This window comes from Cytobacillus dafuensis (genome assembly GCF_007995155.1).
Taxonomy (GTDB): domain Bacteria; phylum Bacillota; class Bacilli; order Bacillales; family Cytobacillaceae; genus Cytobacillus; species Cytobacillus dafuensis.
Genome location: NZ_CP042593.1, coordinates 3,203,954 through 3,230,116, shown reverse-complemented (window position 1 = coordinate 3,230,116; position 26,163 = coordinate 3,203,954). Strand labels below are relative to the sequence as shown.

General features: G+C 37.4%; 29 protein-coding genes and 1 pseudogene. 24 read left to right on the top strand and 6 right to left on the bottom strand.

The annotated features are described in order from the left end of the window. Nucleotides 1-77 precede the first annotated feature (77 nt). The gene (locus tag FSZ17_RS15420) at nt 78-614 is read left to right on the top strand and encodes a hypothetical protein (RefSeq protein ID WP_146846491.1); all 537 of its coding nucleotides are present in this window, start codon (nt 78-80) and stop codon (nt 612-614) included. Between the two features lie 26 nt (nt 615-640). On the opposite strand, the gene FSZ17_RS15415 is transcribed toward FSZ17_RS15420, so the two are convergent. From FSZ17_RS15415 to FSZ17_RS15410, 3 genes are all read right to left on the bottom strand, one after another. Continuing rightward, nucleotides 641-1,579, bottom strand: coding sequence for an alpha/beta hydrolase (locus FSZ17_RS15415; RefSeq protein WP_228460223.1), 939 nt, complete (start codon nt 1,577-1,579; stop codon nt 641-643). A 136-nt stretch (nt 1,580-1,715) separates the two neighbouring features. Beyond that, nucleotides 1,716-1,847 (bottom strand): hypothetical protein, encoded by a 132-nt coding sequence (locus FSZ17_RS23960; protein WP_267128888.1) that lies wholly within the window; start codon nt 1,845-1,847, stop codon nt 1,716-1,718. A 68-nt stretch (nt 1,848-1,915) separates the two neighbouring features. Continuing rightward, the gene (locus FSZ17_RS15410; protein ID WP_057771444.1) at nt 1,916-2,821 is read right to left on the bottom strand and encodes a hydroxymethylglutaryl-CoA lyase; all 906 of its coding nucleotides are present in this window, start codon (nt 2,819-2,821) and stop codon (nt 1,916-1,918) included. 234 nt (nt 2,822-3,055) lie between these two features. Between FSZ17_RS15410 and FSZ17_RS15405 the strand changes: the two genes are divergently transcribed. The 5 genes from FSZ17_RS15405 (at nt 3,056) to FSZ17_RS15385 (ending at nt 6,594) form a co-directional block, all read left to right on the top strand. Continuing rightward, on the top strand, nt 3,056-4,243 hold the full coding sequence (locus FSZ17_RS15405; protein ID WP_057771443.1) for an acetyl-CoA C-acetyltransferase: 1,188 nt from the start codon (nt 3,056-3,058) through the stop codon (nt 4,241-4,243). Between the two features lie 64 nt (nt 4,244-4,307). Further along, complete coding sequence (locus tag FSZ17_RS15400) at nt 4,308-4,997, top strand: CoA transferase subunit A (protein WP_057771442.1); 690 nt, start codon at nt 4,308-4,310, stop codon at nt 4,995-4,997. Nucleotides 4,998-5,018: 21 nt separating this feature from the next. Then, nucleotides 5,019-5,687, top strand: coding sequence for a CoA transferase subunit B (locus tag FSZ17_RS15395; RefSeq protein ID WP_057771441.1), 669 nt, complete (start codon nt 5,019-5,021; stop codon nt 5,685-5,687). A gap of 245 nt (nt 5,688-5,932) precedes the next feature. Continuing rightward, on the top strand, nt 5,933-6,310 hold the full coding sequence (locus tag FSZ17_RS15390) for a VOC family protein (protein ID WP_057771440.1): 378 nt from the start codon (nt 5,933-5,935) through the stop codon (nt 6,308-6,310). Between the two features lie 38 nt (nt 6,311-6,348). Next, complete coding sequence (locus FSZ17_RS15385) at nt 6,349-6,594, top strand: YqkE family protein (RefSeq protein ID WP_057771439.1); 246 nt, start codon at nt 6,349-6,351, stop codon at nt 6,592-6,594. Nucleotides 6,595-6,667: 73 nt separating this feature from the next. Here FSZ17_RS15385 and FSZ17_RS15380 read toward each other — a convergent pair whose 3' ends face one another. Then, nucleotides 6,668-7,579, bottom strand: coding sequence for an aldo/keto reductase (locus FSZ17_RS15380; RefSeq protein WP_057771438.1), 912 nt, complete (start codon nt 7,577-7,579; stop codon nt 6,668-6,670). Between the two features lie 432 nt (nt 7,580-8,011). Then, nucleotides 8,012-8,122 (bottom strand): annotated as a pseudogene (gene mciZ, locus FSZ17_RS23780) (Z-ring formation inhibitor MciZ); the annotation flags it as partial. Between the two features lie 76 nt (nt 8,123-8,198). On the opposite strand from mciZ, the gene FSZ17_RS15370 reads away from it, so the two are divergent. Together FSZ17_RS15370 and FSZ17_RS15365 are read left to right on the top strand one after the other, a co-directional pair. Next, nucleotides 8,199-8,750, top strand: coding sequence for an NUDIX hydrolase (locus tag FSZ17_RS15370; RefSeq protein ID WP_057771436.1), 552 nt, complete (start codon nt 8,199-8,201; stop codon nt 8,748-8,750). Beyond that, nucleotides 8,750-9,916: a TIGR00375 family protein gene (locus tag FSZ17_RS15365; protein ID WP_057771435.1), complete on the top strand. Its 1,167-nt coding sequence runs from the start codon at nt 8,750-8,752 to the stop codon at nt 9,914-9,916. The genes FSZ17_RS15370 and FSZ17_RS15365 overlap by 1 nt, the downstream gene beginning before the upstream one ends. Nucleotides 9,917-10,209: 293 nt before the next feature. Here the strand turns inward: FSZ17_RS15365 and FSZ17_RS15360 are convergent, their stop codons facing one another. Further along, nucleotides 10,210-10,773 (bottom strand): GNAT family N-acetyltransferase, encoded by a 564-nt coding sequence (locus tag FSZ17_RS15360; RefSeq protein ID WP_057771433.1) that lies wholly within the window; start codon nt 10,771-10,773, stop codon nt 10,210-10,212. Nucleotides 10,774-10,940: 167 nt separating this feature from the next. Between FSZ17_RS15360 and spoIIM the strand changes: the two genes are divergently transcribed. The 16 genes from spoIIM (at nt 10,941) to lysA (ending at nt 25,796) form a co-directional block, all read left to right on the top strand. Further along, nucleotides 10,941-11,585 (top strand): stage II sporulation protein M, encoded by a 645-nt coding sequence (gene spoIIM / locus FSZ17_RS15355; protein WP_057771432.1) that lies wholly within the window; start codon nt 10,941-10,943, stop codon nt 11,583-11,585. Between the two features lie 214 nt (nt 11,586-11,799). After that, nucleotides 11,800-12,270: a ferric iron uptake transcriptional regulator gene (fur, locus tag FSZ17_RS15350; RefSeq protein WP_057771431.1), complete on the top strand. Its 471-nt coding sequence runs from the start codon at nt 11,800-11,802 to the stop codon at nt 12,268-12,270. A gap of 518 nt (nt 12,271-12,788) precedes the next feature. After that, nucleotides 12,789-13,019, top strand: a complete 231-nt coding sequence (locus tag FSZ17_RS15340) for a YqzK family protein (protein ID WP_057771430.1) — start codon at nt 12,789-12,791, stop codon at nt 13,017-13,019. Between the two features lie 8 nt (nt 13,020-13,027). Further along, a complete protein-coding gene (xerD, locus tag FSZ17_RS15335; protein ID WP_057771429.1) occupies nt 13,028-13,921 on the top strand; it encodes a site-specific tyrosine recombinase XerD in 894 nt (297 codons plus the stop codon). Nucleotides 13,922-14,381: 460 nt separating this feature from the next. Then, a complete protein-coding gene (deoB, locus tag FSZ17_RS15330) occupies nt 14,382-15,566 on the top strand; it encodes a phosphopentomutase (protein WP_057771428.1) in 1,185 nt (394 codons plus the stop codon). A 14-nt stretch (nt 15,567-15,580) separates the two neighbouring features. Further along, complete coding sequence (locus tag FSZ17_RS15325; RefSeq protein ID WP_057771427.1) at nt 15,581-16,405, top strand: purine-nucleoside phosphorylase; 825 nt, start codon at nt 15,581-15,583, stop codon at nt 16,403-16,405. A 27-nt stretch (nt 16,406-16,432) separates the two neighbouring features. Next, a complete protein-coding gene (locus tag FSZ17_RS15320; RefSeq protein ID WP_057771426.1) occupies nt 16,433-17,737 on the top strand; it encodes a pyrimidine-nucleoside phosphorylase in 1,305 nt (434 codons plus the stop codon). A gap of 187 nt (nt 17,738-17,924) precedes the next feature. Next, nucleotides 17,925-19,091: a D-alanyl-D-alanine carboxypeptidase family protein gene (locus FSZ17_RS15315; RefSeq protein WP_185150633.1), complete on the top strand. Its 1,167-nt coding sequence runs from the start codon at nt 17,925-17,927 to the stop codon at nt 19,089-19,091. A 288-nt stretch (nt 19,092-19,379) separates the two neighbouring features. Continuing rightward, nucleotides 19,380-19,730: an anti-sigma F factor antagonist gene (spoIIAA, locus tag FSZ17_RS15310; protein WP_057771424.1), complete on the top strand. Its 351-nt coding sequence runs from the start codon at nt 19,380-19,382 to the stop codon at nt 19,728-19,730. A 2-nt stretch (nt 19,731-19,732) separates the two neighbouring features. Then, nucleotides 19,733-20,173: an anti-sigma F factor gene (gene spoIIAB / locus FSZ17_RS15305; protein WP_057771536.1), complete on the top strand. Its 441-nt coding sequence runs from the start codon at nt 19,733-19,735 to the stop codon at nt 20,171-20,173. Nucleotides 20,174-20,184: 11 nt separating this feature from the next. Continuing rightward, nucleotides 20,185-20,943 (top strand): RNA polymerase sporulation sigma factor SigF, encoded by a 759-nt coding sequence (gene sigF / locus FSZ17_RS15300; RefSeq protein WP_057771423.1) that lies wholly within the window; start codon nt 20,185-20,187, stop codon nt 20,941-20,943. Between the two features lie 120 nt (nt 20,944-21,063). Next, the gene (locus FSZ17_RS15295; protein WP_057771422.1) at nt 21,064-21,684 is read left to right on the top strand and encodes a stage V sporulation protein AA; all 621 of its coding nucleotides are present in this window, start codon (nt 21,064-21,066) and stop codon (nt 21,682-21,684) included. Continuing rightward, nucleotides 21,671-22,096 carry a stage V sporulation protein AB gene (locus tag FSZ17_RS15290; RefSeq protein WP_057771421.1) on the top strand — a complete coding sequence of 142 codons (426 nt, stop codon included), beginning with the start codon at nt 21,671-21,673 and terminating at the stop codon, nt 22,094-22,096. Before FSZ17_RS15295 ends, FSZ17_RS15290 begins: the two co-directional genes overlap by 14 nt. A 33-nt stretch (nt 22,097-22,129) precedes the next feature. After that, a complete protein-coding gene (locus FSZ17_RS15285) occupies nt 22,130-22,717 on the top strand; it encodes a stage V sporulation protein SpoVABEA (protein ID WP_057771420.1) in 588 nt (195 codons plus the stop codon). A gap of 1 nt (nt 22,718) precedes the next feature. Next, the gene (locus tag FSZ17_RS15280; protein WP_185150730.1) at nt 22,719-24,173 is read left to right on the top strand and encodes a spore germination protein; all 1,455 of its coding nucleotides are present in this window, start codon (nt 22,719-22,721) and stop codon (nt 24,171-24,173) included. A gap of 303 nt (nt 24,174-24,476) precedes the next feature. Continuing rightward, nucleotides 24,477-25,796 carry a diaminopimelate decarboxylase gene (lysA, locus tag FSZ17_RS15275; RefSeq protein ID WP_057771418.1) on the top strand — a complete coding sequence of 440 codons (1,320 nt, stop codon included), beginning with the start codon at nt 24,477-24,479 and terminating at the stop codon, nt 25,794-25,796. The last annotated feature ends 367 nt before the right edge of the window (nt 25,797-26,163 follow it).

The following is a 26,163-nucleotide window of genomic DNA, read 5'->3' as shown; positions in this document are numbered from 1 at the left end:
GAAATTCAAAAAAAATGCATGTTCCTTTCGATGCTAACATTTAATGGTAAAGATGTCAGTGAAGCGGAGGGAGCAGCGTGGAAAAGAAAGTGATGGCCCTTTTAATGATGTGTGCCTTATTATTGGTAGCTTGTAGGCCGGTGCCAATGAATAAGGTAATTAAGGAAGATATTCCGTTTAATGTACAGGAAGTTATTCATACAGAAAAAGTGAAAGATGGAGTCATTCTCCTATATGCCACGCGCCAGAAAAATAAACATGGAGAATTTGATGCTATCACAGTTGCTTTTTTAAAAGGAAATGATGAAGACGGATGGGAAAACGCTGGACATAATCATTGGGAGCATGAGGAAAATGAACTGCTGACTACTTATACTGATGTATTTTACGATTATGATCATAAAGGGAATTTAGAAAATCGGATTCCTGTCATCTACGGGAAGATTGAAAGTAAGGATATAAAATCTGTTGAGGTATCTGGGAAGGATGAAAAGCTGGAGAAGTCTCACATCATTGAAAAAGGAAGCGGGCGCTACTTTTTTAAGTTGGGGGATTACGAAATTGCGAGAGGACTTTCGAGTGATGGAAAGGCAATGGGTGATAATCTAGAATAATAAAAGGCCTGGCAGACCAGGCCTATTTAGTTAGTGAATTCTTGGTGAACAGGATAAACAAATTCCCTTAAAAACTCATCAATCGATTTTTCATAATCATTGGGGTTTTCATTCAATGATTGGGCATGAACACCATTTGTAGCTAAGTAAATCTTTTTTGGCCCTATTTTTCGTTCATATAAATCTTGAGACATGGATGGTAAAATAAAATCATCTTTTTTGCTATGAATAAATAAAATGGGCTTTTGTATATTTTCGATAAAGGAGATGGGAGAGACATTTTTAATCGAGTATTTCTGTCGCATGCGCAAAAATAAATCAGCTACAGGCAGGATGAGCTTTGGTGGCAGCTTCATTTCTGATTTTAATTGATAAGCAAGCAGCTCTTTAAAATCGGAAAAGGGACAATCAGCAATATAGAAATCTGCTCCATCCTCAAGCATTCCAGCATATAACAGCATTGTTGCTGCACCCATTGATTCTCCGTGAATGCCGAGCAGGATGTTGGCCCCTTTTTCTTCTTTTAGCCAATCTACGATCGTTTTTAAATCGAACTTTTCATAATGACCGAAGCTTGTCGTTTTTCCTCCAGACTCCCCGTGACGGCGATGATCGTAAATAACGGCATTAAATCCGCGCTTCAAAAAAAGATTCATATACTTAATCGAGTTCATTTTGTTTTCTGTAACTCCATGAGCAATAATAATATAACGATTCGTTTCATACGGCTCAATAATGACCATTTTAAGATCGTAACCAAACGGAGAATGGACAAGCACTTCTTTTTTCGGCAGACTTTCATATTCTATTGGATCAAGCCGGCCAGCTTCCTTTTCACGTTCAAGAATAAATTGATCTTCCTTTTTCCTCATATACATCAGCCGATTCGTAAAATAAATTCCAATTGATGATAAAAAAAGAATGAAGGAAATGAAATAACGAGTAAGCCTAAGTAGTCTTTTCAAATTCATCCCCCCAAGGAGCTAACGTTTTTCTTATTATTTTACCATTTTGAAAGCTGTTTAACATATTAAATGCATTTTCAGTATGATCCTTTACATAAAAAATGAAGGAATAAAAAAAACCGCTGGGGAGAGCGGTTTATTGCTTAGCGTTCTGTCGTTTTGTAGGGTGGATCGCTTTTTCTAATTCTTCTGCCGCAATCGTTGGATTAACGGTATCGCTGTTTGGTTTTCCTTTTTGGCTGAAGCCCTTATCACGCTTTTGGCTCATAATTTCATATCTCCCTTCTTATTCCTTCACCTAATAAGATGGATTAAGAAGTACAAGATTATTCATAATTAAACTTTCTGTATGTGAAGTCGATAATAGGTGCTTTCAATTGAACGTGATAAATAAGGCTGAACAACATCAATGGCTTTGACTAATTTCTCTAAATTTACGCTTGTTTCAATTCCCATTCGTTCAAGCATGTAGACGACATCCTCCGTAGCAGCATTTCCTGCGGCTCCTGGAGCAAATGGACATCCGCCTAGTCCGCCAGCTGAAGTATCAAAGCGATTTATGCCAACTTGTAAAGCAGCAAAAATATTTGCAAGAGCCATTTTCCTCGTGTCGTGGAAATGAGCAGTTATAAGGGTGGAAGGAAAATCTTTTTTCAAACGGCTGAATAATGCATAGGATTCAAGGGGTACAGCCATTCCAATTGTATCGGCCACACTTAGCTCATCAGCACCAGCCTCTACAAATTGACGGCACAAGCTCACAGTATCCTCTAATTCCATTTTTCCTTCATAAGGACAGTAAAATGCAGTTGAAATACATGCACGAACAAAGAATCCTTTTTCCTTTAACTCACTGATAATGGTAGTTAACTCATTCATGCTTTCCTGAGTCGTTTTATTAATATTTTTCTGATTGAACGTATTGCTGACACCAACAAAAACAGCAACGGCACTACAATCGGTCATATAAACTCTGTCGATTCCTTTTCTATTCGGAGCAAGGACGATGTTTCGGGTATGATCATCTAAGCAATCGGCAACAATTTCAGCTGCATCTCCCATTTGAGGAACCCATTTTGGTGATACAAAGGAAGTCAGCTCCATTTCAGTTAATCCAGCATCCTTTAATCCTTTAATAAAATCTTTTTTTATCTTTGTTGGGATAAAGGCTTTTTCGTTTTGTAATCCATCACGCGGACCAACTTCAATGATTGTTACTTTTTCTGGCATTTGAAGCGTCATGATTCTCTCTCCAATCTCATAGTTTAGTAGAAGTACAATTCATTTTTACAAATGCCTTATTAAAATATTGAACTTGTTTTCAACTATTCTGAGCGAACGCTCTGTTCTTTTCTATATTTTAGTGTTCATGTATTTATAAATGCAAGAATTATAGAAATTTTGACAAAATAAAAGGATTTTTGAGTTATTTCTCGAAAATGTTATAGATGAAATAGCCAAGAGAGGATGAGTAAGATGACTCAAACAGAGGTAGTAATAGTCAGCGCAGTCCGAACAGCAATTGGCAGCTTTAATGGAAGTTTAAAGGATATATCCGCATCAGAATTAGGGGCCGTGGCAATTAAAGGAGCACTTGAAAGAGCGGGGGTGAAACCTGAAGAGGTAGATGAAGTTATTCTAGGGAATGTATTGCAGGCTGGACTTGGTCAGAATCCAGCAAGGCAAGCAGCAATTAAAGCAGGACTCCCTGAAAGCGTTTCCGCTTTGACGATTAATAAAGTATGCGGATCTGGATTGAAGGCCGTCCATTTGGCAACACAGGCAATCTTAGCTGGAGACGCAAATGTTGTTGTCGCTGGTGGAATGGAGAATATGAGCCAAGCACCATACATATTAAAAAATGCTCGAAATGGATTTAAAATGGGCGATCAGAAGCTTGTTGACACGATGATATCTGATGGGCTTTGGTGTGCATTCAATGATTATCATATGGGTGTAACAGCAGAAAATCTTTGTGAAAAATATGAGCTGAGCAGGGAAGAACAGGATGCATTTGCAGCCTTAAGCCAAGCAAAGGCAGTAAATGCAATTGAAGAGGGTAAATTTAAAGATGAGATTGTCCCTGTTGAAATCCCGCAAAGAAAAGGAGACCCAATCATCTTTGATACGGATGAATATCCGAAAAAAGGAACAACTGCTGAAAAATTAGCTGCCCTTCGTCCGGCATTCAAAAAAGATGGCAGTGTCACAGCTGGAAATGCTTCGGGCATTAATGACGGAGCTGCAGTTCTAATAGTAATGAGCAGGAAAAAAGCAGATGAATTGGGCATCCAGCCATTAGTCACGATTAAAGGAAATGCAAGTGCAGGAGTAGACCCAAGTATTATGGGGATTGGACCTGTCAGCGCTGTGAAAAAAGCCCTTGAAAAGGCATCCGTTTCTATAGATGAAATGGAGTTAATAGAAGCAAATGAAGCATTTGCGGCACAATCACTTGCTGTTGACAGAGAGCTGCATTTTAATAAAGAAATTTTAAATGTTAATGGGGGAGCTATTGCTTTAGGACATCCGATTGGTGCAAGTGGTGCGAGAATCCTTGTTACATTAATTCATGAAATGAAAAAGCGGCAGGCAAAAAAAGGACTTGCAACTCTTTGTATCGGTGGCGGTCAAGGTGTTGCAACTGTTGTAGAGCTGGCGTAATTCAATATAGGAAGCAAGTATATAAAGTAAATAAAACGTTCTCAATTGAGAGGGGAGAATGGACATGAAAACGATTTGTACTTCCTTTAATGAAGCAGTGAAAGATATTCATGATGGCGCTGTTTTAATGGTAGGCGGATTCGGACTCTGTGGCATACCAGAAAATCTTATTTTAGCTTTAGTGGAAAAAGGCGTCAAAGATTTAACCGTCATTTCAAATAACTGTGGTGTAGATGATTGGGGCCTTGGCTTGCTTTTAAATAATAAACAGATTAAGAAAATGGTAGGCTCCTATGTTGGAGAAAATAAAGAGTTTGAAAGACAGGTTCTCTCAGGAGAAATTGAAGTCGAACTCCTCCCACAAGGAACGCTTGCAGAAAAAATCCGCGCTGGGGGTGCTGGTATTCCAGCTTTTTACACACCTGCAGGAGTAGGAACCCCCATTGCAGAAGGAAAAGAAACAAAATACTTTAATGGAAAAGAATATTTGCTTGAAGAGGCGTTAATAGCTGATTTCAGTTTAGTGAGGGCTTGGAAAGGCGATAAGATGGGGAATCTCGTCTATCATAAAACGGCTAGAAACTTTAACCCAATGATCGCAGCAGCTGGAAAAGTAACAATTGCTGAAGTCGAAACCCTTTATGAAATCGGAGAGCTTGATCCAAACTTTATTCATACGCCAAGCATTTATGTTCAATCATTAATTCAGGGAAATCAGGAAAAACGCATTGAAAGGCTAACATTAACAAAGTAATTTTAGGAAGGAGACGTTGCCATGAGTAACGATAAAGCAGCTGTTCGCGAAAAAATTGCAAGACGTGCTGAAAAGGAAATTGAAAGTGGCTTCTATGTTAATCTTGGGATTGGTATGCCAACACTTGTAGCTAATTATATTTCAGAAGATAAGCAAGTAGTGCTGCAATCAGAGAATGGCTTGCTTGGCATCGGGCCATATCCTTCAAAAGAAGAAGTGGATCCTGATTTAATCAATGCAGGAAAGGAAACTGTTACAACTATTCCTGGTTCTGCCTATTTTGATAGCGCTGAATCCTTTGCGATGATTCGTGGCGCGCATGTGAATATTGCCATTCTTGGAGGAATGGAAGTCTCTGAAAATGGTGATCTAGCTAACTGGATGATTCCAGGCAAGATGATTAAAGGAATGGGCGGCGCGATGGATCTTGTTCACGGTGCAGGGAAAATCATTGTCATTATGGACCATACGAACAAAAACGGTGACTCAAAAATTCTAAAAAAATGCACACTTCCATTAACAGGAAAATCAGTTGTTAATCGAATCATCACAGAACGAGCTGTTATTGATGTAACCGATTCCGGCCTTAAGCTAGTTGAGGTTGCAAAAGGCTATACCGTAGATGAGGTAGTACAATCAACAGAAGCTGAACTGCTGGTGGACGAGAATGTATTAACAGAAGCCTATTAATTCACTCGAAAAGTACAGTAATCAATACTGTGCTTTTTGCTATTTAAATGAATAAATATAAATTTTTTCGAGTTAGAGACTGTCTAGATCCAAGGAAGGCGCTTTCGCTTTTCTAAGCTAATAGGAAAGTTTAAGTTTGTTAACGTCCTAAAGTAAAGTGTATTATCAATTAAATATCTGCTAATAAGATCGCATAAGAAAAACTAAGGCATTCGCCAAGTTTTTCTAATAAGGGGGACTATATGATGAGTTTTGTTTTTAAAGGAATCGATCATATCCAATTAGCCGCACCAAAAGGCTGTGAGGAGCAGGCAAGAGGTTTTTTCGGTAACATACTCGGTCTTGAGGAAATTCCAAAGCCGGAAAATCTCTTAAAACGCGGGGGCTGTTGGTTTAAATGCGGAAATCAGGAAATACATATCGGAGTTCAAGAAGACTTTCTTCCTGCCAAAAAAGCACATCCTGGATTCGTGGTAGAAAATTTGGCGGTTTTGCGCAACAGCTTGACAGAAAAAGGAGTTCTGATAAAGGAAGAGCCGCCAATCGAAGGCAGAAACCGCTTTTTTGTTGATGATCCGTTTGGAAACCGCATTGAATTTCTCGAGTTTATGAATGAGAAGTGATATAATATTTCACAACATTATTTTATGAGGGGATTTCAATGAAAAAGAAAAAGCAGCTTTCCCAGCCTAAAAAAGAGGATAAACCAATAACACTTGGCGATATGCTAAATCAAGAATTAATGAAAAAGCTAAAAGATACGAAGCAGGAATTAAAAGCTGAAGAAGATAAAAAAAGGGAAGAGGAAGAACAGCGCAAGAAAGAGGAAAGAAGATTGCGTGAAAAGAACAAAAGCTTTGAAGAACTTCTTGGTGAAAGCAATTTGAATTGGAAAGAGTATAAATAGGACAAAAGGGGCTGTAACTAAGTCGATATTGACTTAGTTACAGCCCCTAATTTTTTTGCGACTTCTATATTCATTATCGGTGCTGATCGTACTGATTTGATTTAGAAATTACTTGAATGATAGCTTTCTCATCTTTTGTTAGCGGAGTGGCACGAACTGCCTTTGCGTTTTCTTTTAATTGTTCTACACTGCTGGCACCTGCAATCACGGAAGAAACAGCTGGATCAGCTAAATTATATTGAAGTGCAATTTCTGTTAAGGAGTGTAAATCTGTGAGTTTTTCCCTAAGTTTTGATATAGTATCTTGCAATTCTTCAAAGTTATAATCTTGGTAGCCACTTTTAGCTGATTTCTCAAGCGTTTTGCCGCTTAAAATCCCTTTAGCTAGCGGACCTCTAGTAACGGCACCGATCCCTTTTTCGTGAAGAAGCGGCAGTATTTCTTCCTCTGGTCGGCGGTCTAATAGGCTATATTGCATCATAACAGACACAATGTTCGATTTTTTTATATACTCACGAATAACATTTGGACGGATAGAAGAGATTCCATAATAACGAATCAATCCCTCAGCCTTTAGCTCTTCAAATGCTTCAATTGTATCCTCAATTGGATCCTCAATCGTTCCGCCATGAAGCTGATATAAATCGATATAGTCGGTTCCAAGCCTTTTTAAGCTACCCTTCACTGCTTCTTTTATATATTTTTTAGAGGGATCCCAGCTCCAGCCATTCTTCTGTTCGTTCCAGCGGTTTCCAGCCTTTGTTGCAATTATAACTTGATCTCTAACACCCTTTAAGGCCTGCCCGACAAGCTGCTCATTTTCTCCGAAGTCATATAAATCGGCAGTATCAAAGTAATTAATTCCTTCTTCTAACGCAGCTTCAATAATGGCTGTAGCATTTTTTGCATCTGTGCCAAGCGACATGCATCCAAGCCCAAGCTCACTTACAAATAAATCTGATTTGCCTAACTGTCTTTTTTTCATAAAACAACCTCAATTTCATCCTTTTGTTCTTATTTTAACGAAAGAATGGATCAGATAACAAATAAAGTGAAACTAACCATCAGTGGGGGTTTTTCTTCATCCCCCACTGATGGTTAGTTGAACCAATCACGCTCAAAACGCCACGTCCTGTGGCTTTCGCCTGACTAGGACATCGTGTCCGTCGTCGGGCCTTTACGGGCAGTTGATCCCCCACTTACTCTTCTTTGCATACGAGAATCCTTGAAGTGGGGGTCTTACTGCCCGTTAATCTGCGATAAATTGAATCTTCACGTGTTCAAAACGTGTATGAACAGCGTATATCGGTCACTATATATATATCAGCTACTTTTCATTCTTATATCGGTCACTTAATAAATATACGCTACTTTCACAATATATCCGCTTAATTTGATGAGGGGTATTTTTCAAATCAACCCAATCTTTAAGTAAACGGTAATCCTTCCTGTATTCCTTCAATTTCGCTTGTATCTCCCAAGCTTTTCCTATTAACGTAACACCCTTATCGTGAACATATACTTTCATCCCATACTCCCCCAAATAATGTATGATAATATGTATGAGTACACATAGTCGTAATAGAACAGGAGTGGCATAGGTTATGAGTCGTCTAGAAGAAAAAACGATCAACATAGAAAAAATATTCACGGGTAAAGTGATTAGTCTTCAATTAGAGGATGTAGAATTGCCGAATGGAAATACATCCAAGCGTGAAATTATTAAGCATCCTGGAGCGGTTGCTGTGCTTGCATTAACAGATGACGAAAAAATTGTCATGGTTGAGCAATATCGAAAAGCGCTTGAAAAAACAATTGTTGAAATTCCGGCGGGAAAACTGGAGCCAGGAGAAGATCCGCTTGAATGTGCCAAAAGAGAGTTGGAAGAAGAAACAGGTTATGATTGCAAGGAAATGGACTGGCTTATCTCCTTCTATACATCTCCGGGATTTGCTGATGAAATTGTACACTTATATATTGCGAAAGGGCTTGTACAAAAAGAAAATGCAGCTTCACTTGATGAAGACGAATTTGTCAATTTAATTGAGCTGACACTTGAAGAGGCGGAACAATTTTTAAAAGAAAAGAAAATTTACGATGCAAAAACGGCATATGCGGTACAATATTTGCAATTGCAAAAGGCGCTGAGAAAATAATGAAGGATTATTATTCTGACTTACATATTCATATCGGCCGCACAATGACAGGCAAACCTGTGAAAATAACGGGAGCTAAATCCCTTACATTTACAAATATTATCGAGCACGCAAGAAATGAAAAAGGCTTGAATATGATTGGAATTATCGACTGTCATTCGCCAGAGGTCATTTTGGAAATTGCTCAGCTAATGGAGACTGAGGATGTGACCGAGCACCCGGAAGGAGGATTACAGTTCGGGGACTTAACAATCATTCCAGGATCAGAGCTAGAAATCTATGATGAAAACTGCAATGGTCCAATTCATGTTCTTTGCTATTTTCCGAGCCTAGCAATAATGAGGGAATTTTCAATCTGGCTTTCCAACCATTTGAAAAATATTACACTCAGCTCGCAACGAATTTATGCCTCAGGACGTGAACTGCAAAAGAAAGTGAAGGAACTTGGCGGATTATTTATTCCTGCTCATGTATTTACTCCTTTTAAAAGCTTATTTGGAAAAGGCGTCCAGCAATCGTTGACAGAGGTATTTGATAAAGATATGATCGACGGTATCGAACTTGGTTTAAGTGCAGACACTGCCATGGCTGATCAAATTAAAGAGCTGCATGACTATTCATTTATTACAAATTCAGATGCCCATTCATTAAAGAAAATTGCAAGGGAATATCATGTTCTGCAAATGGCTGAACCAACGTTTAATGAACTGCAAAAGGCATTAAAAGGAATAGATGGACGAAGAATCAAAGGGAATTACGGACTTGATCCGAAGCTTGGGAAATATCATCAAACAGTGTGCTCACAGTGTTTTGCTCCATTTCATCCCGAGAAACAAGAATGCAGTCATTGTGGATGCACTAAATTTGTAAAAGGTGTCGCAGATAGAATATCCGAGTTAAAGACAGCGAGTAATTCTCCAGCAGATCGGCCGCCATATGTCCATCAGGTTCCGCTTGAATTCATTCCAGGCCTAGGACCTAAAATGCTTGAAAAGCTTCTCAATTATTTTGGTACGGAAATGGCGATTTTGCATGAAGTGCCACTAGAAAAATTAAGTGAAATCGTCCCAGCAAAAACGGCTGAACTCATCGTAAAAGCGAGAGAGGGGAAACTAAATCTCACAGCAGGGGGCGGTGGGAAATACGGGAAAATTACAGTTGAATAATTTAAATATATTAACAAATGTTGCGTGTCGGATACAAAATTTTCTACAATTAAAATATTTGGTAGAGCTAGAAACAAATCTTAAATACAATTCTATATTTTCAAGAACTGCCGGCCCCAAAACAGGAGCTGGCTTTTATTGTTCCGAAGGCGCTTACGCTTTTCTATCTGTCTAGCTTCAGCGCCTACCCCCTCGAGGTCACAAGCCAATCCTCCCAGAAAGGTAAAGAACACCTTTCCGAGAGGCTCGTCTTGTGCTTGTCGGGGGTGACCAAGGCGCTTACGCTTTTCTATCTACTTCCTTACTATCGCAAATATACAAGTATCCCGGAGTTCTTTTCCATCAGCGCTTAAATCATCATTGATTAAAATTCCTTCAAGCGTGAATCCTAATTTTTCTGGAATTTTTCTGCTGTTTGTATTTCTTGGATCACATCGGATTTCGATCCGATTGGCATCAAAATGGTTTAAAGCGAATTTCACTAAAGCATCCACTGCTTCTGTCATATATCCGTTTTTCTTATGCCGTGAATCACACCAATATCCAATTTCAAATTTTCGTACATTCCAATTAATTCGATGAAGCCCAGTCGAGCCAACAAAAACATCATCTTCTTTTCTAAAAATATGAATGCGGAAGTCCTCGCGCAGTAAAAACTTTGAATAAGACTCGCGAATATTAGCCTCTCTATCCTCTAAAGTTTGCTCCTTGTTAGCAAAAGGAAGCCAAGGTTTTAAATCATCCACAGATGCTTCAATGGCATCATGAGTGATGATTCCATCTCCAGGTAAACAGATTCGTAAATATAGTCGTTCGGTTTCAATCCTTTCTGGAAAATCTACTAAAATTGGATTCAACGAAAATCCTCCTCCTTAATAATAAAAGACTAATTTTGAATATTATAATGCAAAATTTAAAATATTCAACAATATATTTCCAATCTTTAATTTTCCTAAAAAAATGTCATACGTTAAAAGGACAGGCATACAATTTAATAACTGAATTTGTATCAGGAGGATAGCAAATGAGAAAAAAAATGTACCAGAACGTCGTCGCAAATCATTTTCGCGAGCATTCCTCAATATATTTGTTTGTGGTTGTATTATTTCTAATGGGTGTAATATTTGGTGCCTTTGTTGTCAATAGCTTAAGCTTTACACAGAAAGAGGACTTATTTTACTACCTGTCTCAATTCTTTGGCCAAGTATCAAGTGAAGAAGTAGCGGCATCTCAGGACTTATTTAAACAAAGCCTATTTCATAATTTGAAATTTATTGGTCTAATGTGGTTATTGGGAATATCTATCATTGGTCTTCCAGTCATTTTGATTCTATTATTCATGAAAGGAATGGTAATTGGTTTTACTGTAGGCTTTTTAGTCAATCAAATGGGATGGGATGGTTTTTGGCTCTCGTTTGTATCGGTTCTACCACAAAATATAATCATCATTCCGATTTATATTATATCGGCAACACTTTCGGTTTCCTTCTCATTAAAAATGATCAGCAGACAGTTTATGAAAAAAGTAGGTCCACCGATCATGCCTTTGTTAGGAAGATATATGATCGCGTTAGTATTTGCCATAATTTTCTTATGTGGAGCAGCAGTCATTGAGGCTTTTATCTCACCACTCTTAATGAAATCAGTTATTCATTCTTTTCAGTCATAGAAGATCAATGAGAAAAGGCGGATAAACCGATAAAGGTTTATTCGTCTTTTCTATTTTTAAGCAGGAATGGAAAATAGAAGATCCACAACTATATTTTTTATAATATATATTATATAATATTAATTATAATCATTTGATTGTAATAATTTTATTTTGAAACTATCCCAATATCTGTTATAATGAGAATGTGTTAGTGGGCGAGGAGGACTTCGGAATGGAAAGCAGAATTGATAGAATAAAGAAGCAGTTGCATTCATCCAGCTATAAATTGACGCCTCAGCGTGAAGCGACCGTTCGCGTTTTGTTAGAACATGAAGAGGATCATTTAAGTGCGGAAGATGTCTACCTCCTAGTTAAAGAAAAATCGCCTGAGATAGGCTTAGCAACTGTATATAGAACGCTTGAATTACTGACAGAATTAAAAATTGTAGATAAAATTAATTTTGGTGATGGTGTTTCCCGCTATGATCTCAGACAGGAAGGGGCTGCACATTTTCATCATCATTTAGTTTGTATTGAATGCGGAGCAGTGGATGAGATCCAGGAAGATTTATTAGAGGATGTTGAAGAAGTCGTTGAACGAAGATGGAACTTCAAGATTAAAGACCATCGTCTAACATTCCATGGTATTTGCTATCGCTGTCATGATAAAAACAAAGAAGAAGAAATTGAACAAAGTAACTAATCATAAGTTGGAACCTTTTATAATTCATTAATTTAGTTATAGATTAATGTTGAAGCTGCCTGTTGGGTGTGCGGACAAAAAAATGATCCGTCTTCTGGATCATTTTTTTAACGCATGGACTACAGGCTTTTCTAATTATATTGGAATATTTATTTTTACCTCTTGCACTATTAATTCTTGTTTTATAACAAAGCGAATAAAGTGAAACTTCCATCAGTGGGGTTTTTTCGACGCACAGGATGTGCTAGTGCAGACGTTGCGACAGGACGTCGCGTTCTAAGTCTGCTCATCCCCCACTGATGGTTAGTTGAACCAATCGGGCCTTTACGGGCAGTTGATCCCCCACTTAAGTTTCTTTGATTCTCTCGCAACCTTGAAGTGGGGGTCTTACTGCCCGTTAATCTGCGATAAATTTAGGTAAGGGTTTTCTGAAATTGTTTTTCAGGTGGATTTAGGTATATTTCTTGTCCAAGATGGCATACCTTTTACTATTATGATTTTGTGGGGGATAGTAAAAGATGCGAGCTTGGTTAATGATTGCATTTCAAACGATAAAGGTATTCGTGCTTTTTACTGGATGCACAATCCTTTTTTATTATGGTATTATGTGGTTAAATGAGGAATATCAAGATTATCATCGATACGATGAGCCAAAGGGAGCGGCTGTGAAGGTTTCAGCCAGTGCAAATAGCAGCGAGCCCTTTAACTGGCTAGATCGGTTAATTCTTTTCTATTTAAATGGGGAGTAGAGGAAACAATGGAGGACGAGCTTAAAGATTTCATACATTATTTAATCGTAGAAAAAGGTCTCGCTAAAAATACAATCATGTCATATGAACGAGATTTAAAAAGCTACACAAAATACTTAATAAACATCGAAAATCTGTTATCGCTTAATAGTGTTCAGCGTGCGCAGATTATTCATTTTCTGGGATTCTTAAAAGATCAGGGGAAATCTTCAAAAACATTAGCAAGGCATGTTGCCTCAATAAGGGCATTCCACCAATTTCTTCTCCGTGAGAAATCAGTTGATCATGACCCATCCGTTCATATTGAATCGCCTCAGCTAGAGCGTTCGCTTCCTAAGGTCTTAAATATGCAAGAAGTGGAGACCTTATTAGATTCTCCTAAAAATACGGATCACTACGGTATTCGTGATAAAGCAATGCTTGAGCTTTTATATGCAACCGGAATTCGGGTTAGCGAGTTAATTGGATTGAATATGGGAGATGTCCATTTAACGATGGGATTTGTCAGATGTGTTGGAAAAGGAAATAAAGAGCGCATTATCCCAATAGGAAAAGCAGCTGCACAAGCACTTGATTATTACTTAAAAGAAGGCAGAAGCCAGTTTCTTTCAAAAAAACATCAGGAGGAAGCATTTTTTCTAAACCATCATGGTAATAGACTAACAAGACAAGGCTTTTGGAAAATACTAAAACGGCTGACAAGGGAAGCAGGAATAGAAAAGGAATTGACTCCTCATACATTAAGGCATTCTTTTGCAACTCATTTGCTAGAAAACGGAGCTGACTTACGAGCAGTTCAAGAAATGCTAGGACATGCTGATATTTCTACAACACAAATTTATACACATGTAACAAAGACAAGATTAAAAGATGTGTATACTCAGTTTCACCCTCGCGCTTAAAAAGTCTCATTAGAAAAATAAATTTTTTCGAGTTAGAGAATTGTCTAGCTCCACAAGGAAGGCTGCGGCAGCGTAATCATCGCACGACTAAATGCGGCAGCTTTTAGGAAGAGCGCCTACTCCATCGAGGTCACAGGCCAATACTCCCAGAAAAGTAAAGAACACTTTTCCGTGAGACTTGTCTTGTGCTTGTCGGGGGTGATCAAGGCACTACCGCTTTTCTAACCATAATGCTGCCATGAAAAATGGGCAGCTTTTTCTTTCAATTTTACATAATCTTATGTAAAATAAAGATGTCAGACTTCTGACGTTTTTAGTAGTTTATTAGATTATTCACTGTTGTAACTGGGTAACTTATAATTAAATCTTTATAAGCAGCTGGCAGCTCTATCTTTACGTTGCTACCTGTGTACTTACGTAATTTACTGTAACCGTATTCATAAATTTGGGAGGGAATATCATGACATCATTTGCATATAAAAGGATTTTTGTCATCGTCATGGATTCAGTAGGAATTGGTGAAGCACCTGATGCAAAAAAGTTTGGTGATTTAGGTGCAGATACATTTGGACATATTGCAGAGAGAATGAATGGACTTAATATGCCGAATATGGCGAGTCTTGGACTAAGCAATATCCGTGAAATTAAAGGTGTCGAAAAAGCTGAAAAACCGCTTGCCTTCTACACAAAAATGCAGGAAGCTTCTAATGGCAAGGATACGATGACAGGTCATTGGGAAATCATGGGCCTAAATATTAAGACCCCATTTCAAGTATTTCCTGAAGGCTTTCCAGATGAACTAATTTCAGAGCTAGAAACACGCACTGGAAGAAAAGTGATTGGGAATAAGCCTGCGAGTGGAACGGAAATTATTGTTGAGCTTGGTGAAGAGCATATGAAAACAGGTGCTCTAATAGTTTACACTTCAGCAGATTCCGTTCTTCAAATTGCAGCACATGAGGATATTATTCCAATAGAAGAGCAATATCGAATTTGTAAAATAGCACGTGAGTTGACTTTAGATGAAAAATATATGGTCGGCCGGGTTATTGCAAGACCATTTATAGGAGAACCAGGCAATTTTCAAAGAACATCAAATCGTCATGATTATGCATTAAAGCCATTTGATCGTACAGTGATGTCTGAGTTAAAGGATTCAGGCCTTGATGTCATTGCAATTGGAAAAATCTCTGATATTTTTGATGGTGAAGGTGTGACCAAATCACTACGCACTGTCTCTAATATGGATGGAATGGATAAATTACTGCAATCCCTTGATATGGAATTTACAGGGCTTAGCTTCCTTAACTTGGTTGACTTTGATGCTCTATACGGACATAGAAGAGATCCTATAGGATACGGCAAGGCACTTGAAGAATATGATGCTAGACTTCCTGAAGTATTGGCAAAAATGAAAGAAGATGATTTGTTAATTATTACTGCTGATCATGGGAATGATCCGGTACATCATGGAACAGATCATACGAGAGAATTTGTCCCTCTTCTTGTTTATGCGAAAAATATGCCAGAAGGCAAAGAACTCTCAATTAGGAAAACCTTCGCTGATATTGGAGCAAGTGTGGCAGAAAACTTTAAAGTGAAAATGCCTGCTTACGGTGAGAGCTTCTTAACTGAATTGAAATAAAGGGGATATTTAGAATGGATTATGAAAAAATTCAAAATGCAGCTAATTTTTTAAAGAAAAGGTATCAAGAACAGCCGATTATTGGCTTAATTCTTGGTTCAGGCTTAGGTGTGCTTGGAGATGAAATAGAAGAAGCAGTTAAAATCCCATATAATGAAATCCCAGATTTCCCTGTTTCAACAGTAGAAGGACATGCGGGTCAGCTTGTTTTCGGATTGCTAAATGGGGTACAGGTTGTTGCCATGCAAGGGCGTTTTCATTATTACGAAGGGTATAGCTTTGATAAAGTAACCTTCCCGGTTCGTGTAATGAAAGAGCTAGGAATTCAACAATTAATCGTGACGAATGCAGCTGGTGGAGTGAATGAAAGTTTTTCTCCTGGCGATTTAATGCTAATTACAGATCACATTAATAATATGGGCAGCAATCCATTGATTGGTCCTAATGACTCCCGAATGGGGGTTCGTTTCCCTGATATGTCTGAGGCTTATTCGGCTGATTTAAGAAAGATGGCAAAAGAAATCGCATCTAATTTAAACATGAAGGTGCAAGAAGGTGTTTATGTTGGAAACACAGGGCCAACATATGAAACACCTGCAGAAGTACGCATGATACGTAATTTAGGTGGAGATGCTGTAGGTATGTCTACTGTTCCAGAAGTAATTGTAGCTAGACATACTGGAATGAGTGTATTAGGGATATCCTGTATATCCAATATGGCAGCCGGGATATTAGATCAGCCTCTCAATCACGAGGAAGTTATAGAAACAACAGAAAAAGTGAAAGCAAGTTTTCTTCAATATGTAAAAGCTATAGTAGCAGAACTCGGTTCAAGATAAAAAACTAGAGCGGAGAGGTGATCGATAATGAGAATGGTCGATATCATTGAAAATAAAAGAGACGGAAGAGAATTATCAACGGAAGAAATCCAATTTTTTATTAATGGCTATACAGATGGCTCTATTCCAGACTATCAAGCGAGCGCATTAATGATGGCTATCTTTTTCCAAGGGATGACAGAAAAAGAAAGAGCTGATTTAACCCTAGCAATGGTTCAATCGGGTGATCAGATTGATTTATCCAAAATTGAAGGAATTAAAGTAGATAAGCATTCAACTGGTGGTGTTGGTGATACAACAACTCTTGTATTAGGCCCATTAGTTGCAGCATTAGATGTACCTGTAGCCAAAATGTCCGGTCGAGGGCTAGGGCATACGGGCGGGACAATCGATAAGCTTGAATCAGTTAAAGGCTTCCATGTAGAAATAGAAAATCAAGAGTTTATTGATCTTGTAAATAAAAATAAAGTTGCGGTTATCGGGCAAAGTGGTAATCTTACACCTGCTGATAAAAAGCTTTATGCACTTCGTGATGTAACGGCAACTGTTGATAGTATTCCTCTTATTGCAGCTTCCATAATGAGTAAAAAGATAGCAGCTGGAGCCGATGCAATTGTTCTTGATGTCAAAACAGGTGCAGGTGCATTCATGAAGACGCTAGATGACTCTAGAGAACTTGCCAAAGCGATGGTTCGAATCGGCAATAATGTAGGAAGAAACACAATGGCTGTTATATCTGATATGAGCCAGCCACTTGGATATGCGATTGGAAATGCACTAGAAGTAAAAGAAGCGATTGATACATTAAAAGGGGAAGGCCCAGAGGATTTAACCGAATTATGTTTAACATTGGGAAGTCATATGGTTTATCTTGCTAAAAAAGCAAATACCCTAAAAGAAGCCCGTGAAAAGCTTCAAGGAGTAATAAATGACGGAACCGCTTTAAAAGCTTTTAAAACTTTCTTAAGCTCTCAAGGTGGGGATGCATCTATTGTTGATGATCCTTCAAGGCTGCCACAAGCAAAATATATAGTTGAGCTTGAGGCAAAAGAGGATGGTTATGTATCAGAATTGGTTGCTGATGAAATAGGAACAGCTGCGATGCTTCTCGGTGCTGGCCGGGCAACCAAAGAATCTGTTATTGACCTAGCTGTTGGCCTTGTTCTTCGTAAAAAAATCGGGGATCAAGTGAAAAAAGGTGAGTCACTTGTTACAATTTATAGTAATTTTGAAGATGTTGAAGAAGTAAAAACAAAGCTTTATGAGAATATTACAATATCAAACGAAAAAGTAGCTGCACCAGTTCTAATACATGAGGAAATTACTGAATAAAATAGATAAGATGAAAATATGAAAAAACGCCAGTGGAAATTTTCCCTGGCGTTTTTATTTTTTCTGATATTATCCATTTTTATTTCGATTGTTCAAGTTCACAAATATGCATTTTATTAAGGATTGAATGGTATAAATTATTTCTAATTGGAAAAGATGGAGGCTATAAAGAATGGAGGGTTATGTGATGAAACGTATTGTCTCTTTTATAGTTATCTCCTTTTTAATATCTTCAATGTCAGCTCCTGCTAGTTTAGCAAGAGAAAATGAAGTAGATTTGGCTCAAAATGTAAGATCTGCCATATTAATTGAGCGTGACACAGGAACTGTACTTTATGAAAAAAATAGTAATGAAAAACTTCCGCCTGCTAGCATGACAAAGGTCATGACGATGCTCCTAATAATGGAAGCAATTGATCAAGGCAAGCTTTCAATGGACGAAAAAATTCGTACTAGTGAGTATGCGGCATCAATGGGCGGATCTCAAATATTTCTTGAGCCCGGAGAAGAAATGACAACAAAGCAGATGCTACAAGGAATCGCCATTGCTTCAGGTAATGATGCATCAGTTGCTATGGCAGAAAGGTTAGCAGGTTCGGAAGAGGAATTTGTAAAAATGATGAACAAAAAAGCAAAACAACTTGGATTAATAAATACAGAATTTAAATCTGCTACTGGACTACCAGGCAAGGATGACTTTAGCTCTGCGAATGATATGGCGAAGATGGCAAAAGAACTTCTTAAATATGAAGATATAACAAAATTTACAAGTACATACGAGTCATATCTTCGTGAAGGAACGGATAAAAAGTTTTGGTTAGTCAATACAAATCGTCTTGTCCGCTTTTACCCAGGGGTTGATGGTTTAAAAACTGGATTTACAAACGAGGCAAAATACTGTTTAACAGCAACAGCTGAAAAAGAAGGAATGCGAGTGATTGCTGTTGTTTTTGGAGCACCTACCTCTAAGGAACGGAATGCACAAGTATCAAAAATGCTAGACTATGCATTTAGTCAATATAAAACACACCCAATGTTTAAAAGAAATGTAACCCTGGGAAAAGTAGCGGTTAGCAAAGGTGAAAAGAAAAAAATCGAAGCTCTAACAAGTGAACCAATTTCCTTATTAACAAAAAAAGGAGAAAGTGTTGAAAATATTAAGCAATCTATTGTTTTAGACAAAAATGTAAAGGCGCCAGTGAAAAAAGGTGACAAGATTGGCACCTTGAAACTGATCCAAGATGGAAAAACAATAGTAAAAAGTCCACTTGTTGCAAAAGAATCGAGCAAGGAAGCAAGCTGGTGGACATTGTATAAGCGCGCTTTTGGAATGTTCACAAAAACAGGTGAATAATTTACATTCATTTTTGTCGAATCAACTGACATGTATTCTACTTTTAGCGAATTAGCACTAGTTTTGTAATAACAGAAGGAAATGCGTTATTGAATATCGAATTTGACTCACTATAAAAGGCCAAAAGTGTATTGCTTAATTTAATAGCAAAGGACTTTTATAAGCTTTGTCCTTATGCAAACAATTATTTTAAGTGATATCGGTAGAGCCGATCCTAAAAAACAGTTAAAGTAAATTTGAAATGAAATATGGCTTTAACTGTTGATACTAGATAAGGAGGCTATAGTAGTGAGTCTTACCATTCATTTAGAAGTGAAAAAAGATGTTTTATGTATTCGTCTTAGTGGAGAATTAGATCATCATTCTGCAGATGAGCTTCGTGAAAAAGCTACGAAAGCAATTGAAGATTATGAAATCCATCATATTGTATTAAATCTTGAGAAGCTAACCTTTATGGACAGCTCTGGACTAGGCGTCATTCTTGGCAGATATAAACAAATAAAACAGATCCACGGTGAAATGGTCGTCTGTGCAATTTCTCCAGCCGTTCAAAGATTATTTGAAATGTCGGGTTTATTTAAAATCATTCGTTTAGAGCCGACTGAAGAATTTGCTTTGCAAAAACTGGGGGTTGCGTAATGATGAAAAACGAAATGCATATCCAATTCAGTGCGTTGAGTCAAAATGAATCATTTGCTCGAGTAACAGTTGCCGCTTTTATAACTCAGCTTGATCCAACAATGGATGAATTAACTGAAATTAAAACAGTTGTATCTGAAGCCGTAACAAACGCAATTATTCACGGCTATGAACAGAATCCTAATGGTATGGTTTATATTTCTGTCAAAATGGATGACGGCTTTATTGATATGTCTATTAGAGATGAAGGCTTAGGTATTCTAGATGTTGAAGAAGCTCGTCAGCCGCTATTTACAACAAAGCCTGAACTAGAGAGATCTGGAATGGGTTTTACGATTATGGAAAATTTCATGGATGAAATCGAAATACAATCGCAACCGGGGAAAGGCACAGAGATCCGATTAAGAAAGCATTTATCAAAAAGTAAAATGCTATGTAATTAAGGAGTCTTGCTATGGATGTGGAGGTAAAAACGGAGAAAAACCAGGCGTTTTTGAAGGATCATGAAGTCAAAGAATTAATTAAAAAGAGCCAGGAAGGTGATCAAAGTGCCCGGGATACAATCGTACAAAAAAACATGCGCCTCGTATGGTCTGTAGTCCAGCGCTTTTTAAACAGGGGATATGAACCAGATGATCTCTTCCAGATCGGTTGTATTGGATTATTAAAGTCCGTTGATAAGTTTGATCTTAGTTATGATGTAAAGTTTTCAACATATGCTGTCCCGATGATTATTGGGGAAATTCAGCGCTTTATTCGTGATGATGGCACGGTAAAGGTTAGTCGTTCACTAAAGGAAATGGGAAATAAAATTCGAAAGGCAAAAGATGAATTATCCAAATCACTCGGAAGAATTCCTACTGTCACTGAGCTTTCGGAATTTCTAGACATTTCTCCAGAGGATATCATTCTTGCCCAAGAAGCAGGTCGCACACCTTCGTCGATACATGAAACCGTGTATGAAAATGATGGAGATCCCATTACACTTCTTGATCAAATCGATGATGGCAATGAGGGGAAATGGTTTGATAAAATTGCATTAAAGGAAGCAATTAATGAATTGGATGAGAGAGAAAGATTAATTGTTTATTTGCGATATTACAAAGATCAAACACAATCTGAGGTAGCCTTAAGACTAGGTATTTCCCAAGTTCAAGTTTCAAGGTTGGAAAAAAAGATTCTTCAGCAAATGAAAGACCGTATGGATATATAAATCCGTACGGTCTTTTTTTGCTTCCGCTTTTCTGATTATCCAATTATTGGTCATCATGAAGTAAATATATGTAACTCATACTACTTATACAAGTAAATCAATGTGTGGGAAGTGAACGAAATGGAACAAACGGTATATATTCGGTTGCGACATCGTTTGCAAGTTCGTCCGTACGAATCCATTTTACTAAAGGATATTGCGCAAATAATTGCCGGTGAAAATATTTATGAGCAAATTAGAAATTTAAAGATTTATGAGGTAAGTGAAAAGGATCAAAATATGATTGTTATCGATGTAATGAAGGTGATCAAATCAATAAATAGTATTATTCCAGATGTTGATATTCAAACGATTGGTCCTGCACAGGTTATTGTCGAGGTCGTATTCAAAAAACGGAAGGTATCGTTGCCCCTATTTATTTTAGTTTGGCTATTATTATTTTTTGGTGCGGCGCTTACGATTATGAATTTTCATGAAGATGTAAGCATGCGGGAAGTTCAACAGCGAATTTATACAATTATGACAGGTGAGGTTGATTCAAAACCATTAATTTTCCAAATACCATACTCTATTGGTTTAGGATTGGGAATGATCCTTTTTTTTAATCATCTATTTAAAAAGCGTATTAATGAGGAACCGAGCCCGTTAGAAGTAGAAATTTTTAATTATCAAATGGATCTTGATAACTATATTGCTTTTAATGAAAACAAAGAAAGTATGAAGAATTTTGACGACCATTAATATTGTCTTAGTCACATTTATCGGCCTAGCTGGTGGACTGGCTGTCGGATCGGGTTTCGTTGCATTTTTATCCGTGTTAGGCATTATCCCCAGGCTCATGCAATTGACCAAAACAATGAAAATGATCCGTTTTTATGAATGGGCAGTTATTATGGGTGCGGTCCTTGGTGGGATGTGTACTTTATGGAATCCAATCTTCGTATTCACACCTTCTTTATTAATTCCTATTGGCTTAGCGGCAGGGGTGTTTGTTGGAATGCTTGCTGCAGCATTAACTGAAGTACTAAATGTACTACCGATACTAGCGAAAAGGATAGGGATTGATGGACAGATTGTAATTTTATTAATGGCAATTGTATTTGGGAAAATTTTTGGCTCTCTATATCAATGGATGTATTTTGTTAATAAATAACAAATCAACCTTATAGGAAAGGGATAGTAAAACATGGATGATAGGAGGAGAGTTATTTTAATAACCGATGGCGATGATTATGCAAGAAGATCCGTGGAATTTGTAGCAAAAGAGGTAGGAGGCAGGTGCATCACATTATCGCATGGGAATCCGTCAGTTTTAGATGGTCCAGTGCTTGTTAAACTAATTAAAAAAGCTCCTCATGATCCTGTTTTTGTTATGTTTGATGATAGTGGATTTGTTGGAGAAGGTGCAGGAGAAAAGGCTTTAAAATATGTTGCAAATCATAAAGATATTGAGGTTTTAGGAATTATTGCTGTCGCAGCAAAAACAAGGCAGGCAGAATGGACAAAGGTAAATATTTCTATCGATCGTGATGGTGAATTAACTCCGTACGGGGTAGATAAATATGGTTTGCCTGAACTGGAGATGGGAAGGGTTTATGGAGATACTGTTTATTGTTTAGATGAGCTCAATGTTCCGATCATAGTTGGAATTGGAGATATTGGAAAAATGGCTAAGAAAGATCATTATGAAAATGGTTCGCCAATTACAAGGAAAGCAGTAGATCTTATTTTGGAAAGGAGCGGATATCGTGACAGAGAACAAAACGAAAAATAAAATGCCTATTCCAGAATCGGTAGATAAAATAGAAAAATATATGAAAGAGAAAATTGGGCTCGGAAAGAGCTTCGATTTAGGTGTAAGGAAGTTAAAAATTCTTCGTAAAAATGTTCAAATTTATTATGTTAACGGGTTAACAGATTCTCGAATAATCGTTGAACTCATTGAAGAGCTTGTTGCTATTAACGATCACGAGAAGGTATCAAGCAATCTCTTTGAGATCATTGAAAATAGACTTGTTCATCAATCCATTGTACAAATAAAAACAATGGATGAACTCGTAGATCAAGTATTGTCAGGACTTATCGTTGTTGTAATGGATGGAGAATGCATCGGCTTTGTTGTTGATGTCCGAAGCTACCCGGGAAGAACACCTTCGGAACCAGATACGGAAAGGGTTGTTCGCGGATCACGTGATGGGTTCGTTGAGAATATCATTGTTAATACTGCTTTAACGAGAAGGCGAATTCGCGATGAACGACTCCGTTTTGAAATCACCCGTATCGGTGAAAGGTCTAAAACAGATATTGCCATTGGCTATATTGAGGATATTGCAAATCCTGATTTACTTGATATTGTCAGAAAAGAAATTAAGTCAATTGAAATTGATGGAATTACAATGGCGGACAAAACGGTTGAAGAATTTATTTTTAAACAAGGATTTAATCCTTTTCCACAAGTGCGATACACAGAGCGTGCTGACGTGGCATCAGCACATTTACTAGATGGGCATGTTCTCATTTATGTGGATACATCGCCAAGTGTAATGATTACACCAACTTCATATTTCTACCATTTACAGCATGCAGAGGAATTTAGACAATCTCCAGCAGTAGGGACTTTTGTACGATGGATTCGTTTTCTTGGCGTCATTGCATCACTTTTCCTACTGCCGCTATGGTTTCTATTTGTAATGGAGCCATCCCTATTACCAGAAAAGCTTTCATTTATTGGCCCTAATGAAGAAAATAATATTCCAATAATCCTTCAAATATTTCTTGCGGATTTAGGTGTCGAATTTTTCCGAATGGCAGCTATTCACACTCCTACACCTTTATCAACTGCCATGGGTTTAATTGCGGCAGTATTAATTGGACAAATTGCAATTGATGTTGGCTTATTCACACCCGAAGTAATCCTATATGTTGCTTTATCAGCTATCGGAAATTATACGACCCCAAGCTATGAATTAAGCATCGCAAATAAAATTGTGCGTCTCATCTTTTTGGCAGTTGTTGCTATATTTCATGCACCGGGATTTATAATCGGGGGGACATTATTTATTATCTGGCTTGCAAATAATAAACCACTCAATATTCCTTATTTATGGCCATTCATCCCATTTCATCCTATAGCATTATGGAATGTATTGGTAAGGACGTCTATACCAGGATCAGTAATTCGTCCAAGTATTGTTCATACACTCAACCGGTATAAGCAACCAATAAAATAAATTGGTATTACTCAGATTTCACAATGTAATTGCGATTCAATTCATTTTATGTTAAAGTGTTTTTAATATTTTTAAATTAATTTAATAATTGTAAAATTAAATAATTGAAGATGCGAAATAATAGAATAGACAGATTCCTTATGAAATCTGTCTATTCTTGGCTAGGAAGGTTTGAGTTTATTAACGTGCTAAAGGAAAAATGTTTAAGTCTTTGCTAAAGAGATCACATAAAAAAATCTAAGATTTGCTAGAGGGACTTGGCGAAAGATTCTAAATAAGATTAGTTAGGGAAGAGGGGAAACTATGTATTTACACGGAACTTCTAAAGTGAATGAGAAAGGACATCTTGAGATTGGTGGTATTGATACAGTTGATCTGGCCAATGAATTCGGCACACCCTTATATGTATATGATGTTTCTTTGATACGGGAAAGAGCTAGAGGATTTAAACAAACATTTGAAAACTTAAACATACCTGCACAAGTGGCATATGCAAGCAAAGCATTTTCAACGATTGCAATGGTTCAACTAGCAGATGAGGAAGGACTTTCTCTTGATGTCGTATCAGGTGGTGAATTATACACAGCTTTAGCAGCTGGATTCCCACGAGAACGAATCCATTTTCATGGAAACAATAAAAGTAAAGAAGAGCTTGAAATGGCATTAAAGAACGATATAGGCTGCATTGTAGTTGATAATTTTTATGAACTGGAATTGCTTAGTTCAATTTGTGAATCTATGAGAGTGAATACGAAAATCCTATTAAGAGTTACACCTGGAATTGAAGCTCATACCCATGACTATATTTTAACTGGACAAGCAGATTCAAAATTTGGTTTTGATTTGCAGAATGGGCAGGCAGAAGAAGCATTGGTAAAGGCTCTTAAATTAGAAAGAATTGAAGTACTTGGGCTTCATTGCCATATTGGATCACAAATATTTGAAACGACTGGATTTATTTTAGCTGCCAAGAAATTATTCGAAAAACTTCATGAATGGAAAGATGCATTTGCTTTTGAATCGAAGGTACTAAATTTAGGTGGCGGTTTTGGTATTAGATATACAGCCGAAGATCAGCCCCTCCCAGCTGCTCAATATGTTGCAGAAATTATTGAAGAAGTTAAGAAGCAAGCATCACATTATTCAATGAAAATGCCCGAGATTTGGATTGAGCCAGGACGTTCACTAGTAGGAGATGCTGGAACAACTCTTTACAAAATTGGTTCAAGAAAAGAAGTCCCGAATATAAGAAAATATGTGGCAGTCGACGGAGGAATGACTGATAATATAAGACCTGCACTTTATCAAGCGAAATATGAAGCTGTTCTTGCAAATGCTCCTCTTGAGAAAGCTTGTGAAACAGTTTCTATTGCAGGAAAATGCTGTGAATCTGGCGATATGCTCATTTGGGATCTCCCGCTTCCAAAGTCAGATAGCAATGATCTTTTGGCCGTTTTCTGTACAGGTGCATACGGCTATTCAATGGCAAATAATTATAATCGTTTGCCAAGACCTGCTGTTGTTTTTGTTGAAAATGGAGTAGCAAAGCTTGTTGTTAAACGAGAAACTTATGAGGATTTAATTCGTATGGACATGTCGATTAAAGAAAAGATAAATAATTAAGCTGCCTATTTTAAGGCAGTTTTTTTGAATTTGTTTTTTTAGCTAGGACCATAGAAATAAAAATGGGTTTCGTGTAAAATGAAATTGTCCAAGCTATTTAGATTTGTTAACAGGAGGGCAACTTAGAATTTATGAAGAAAAATAATTGGCTTCTTTTTGTTCTATTTTTAGTGTTTAGCATTTTGTGGGGGCTTTATTATTGGTTTGTGATTATGCCATCATAGTAAAAGACAATGTTAGTTTTAAGGAACAATGAGAGTCTGGATACATATAATATAATCAAGTTTGAAATGAAGAGTTTTTGGGAAAAATAGTAATATTATGGTTGGACCGCAAATAGAAATTATGATAAGTATTTGCGTATTTA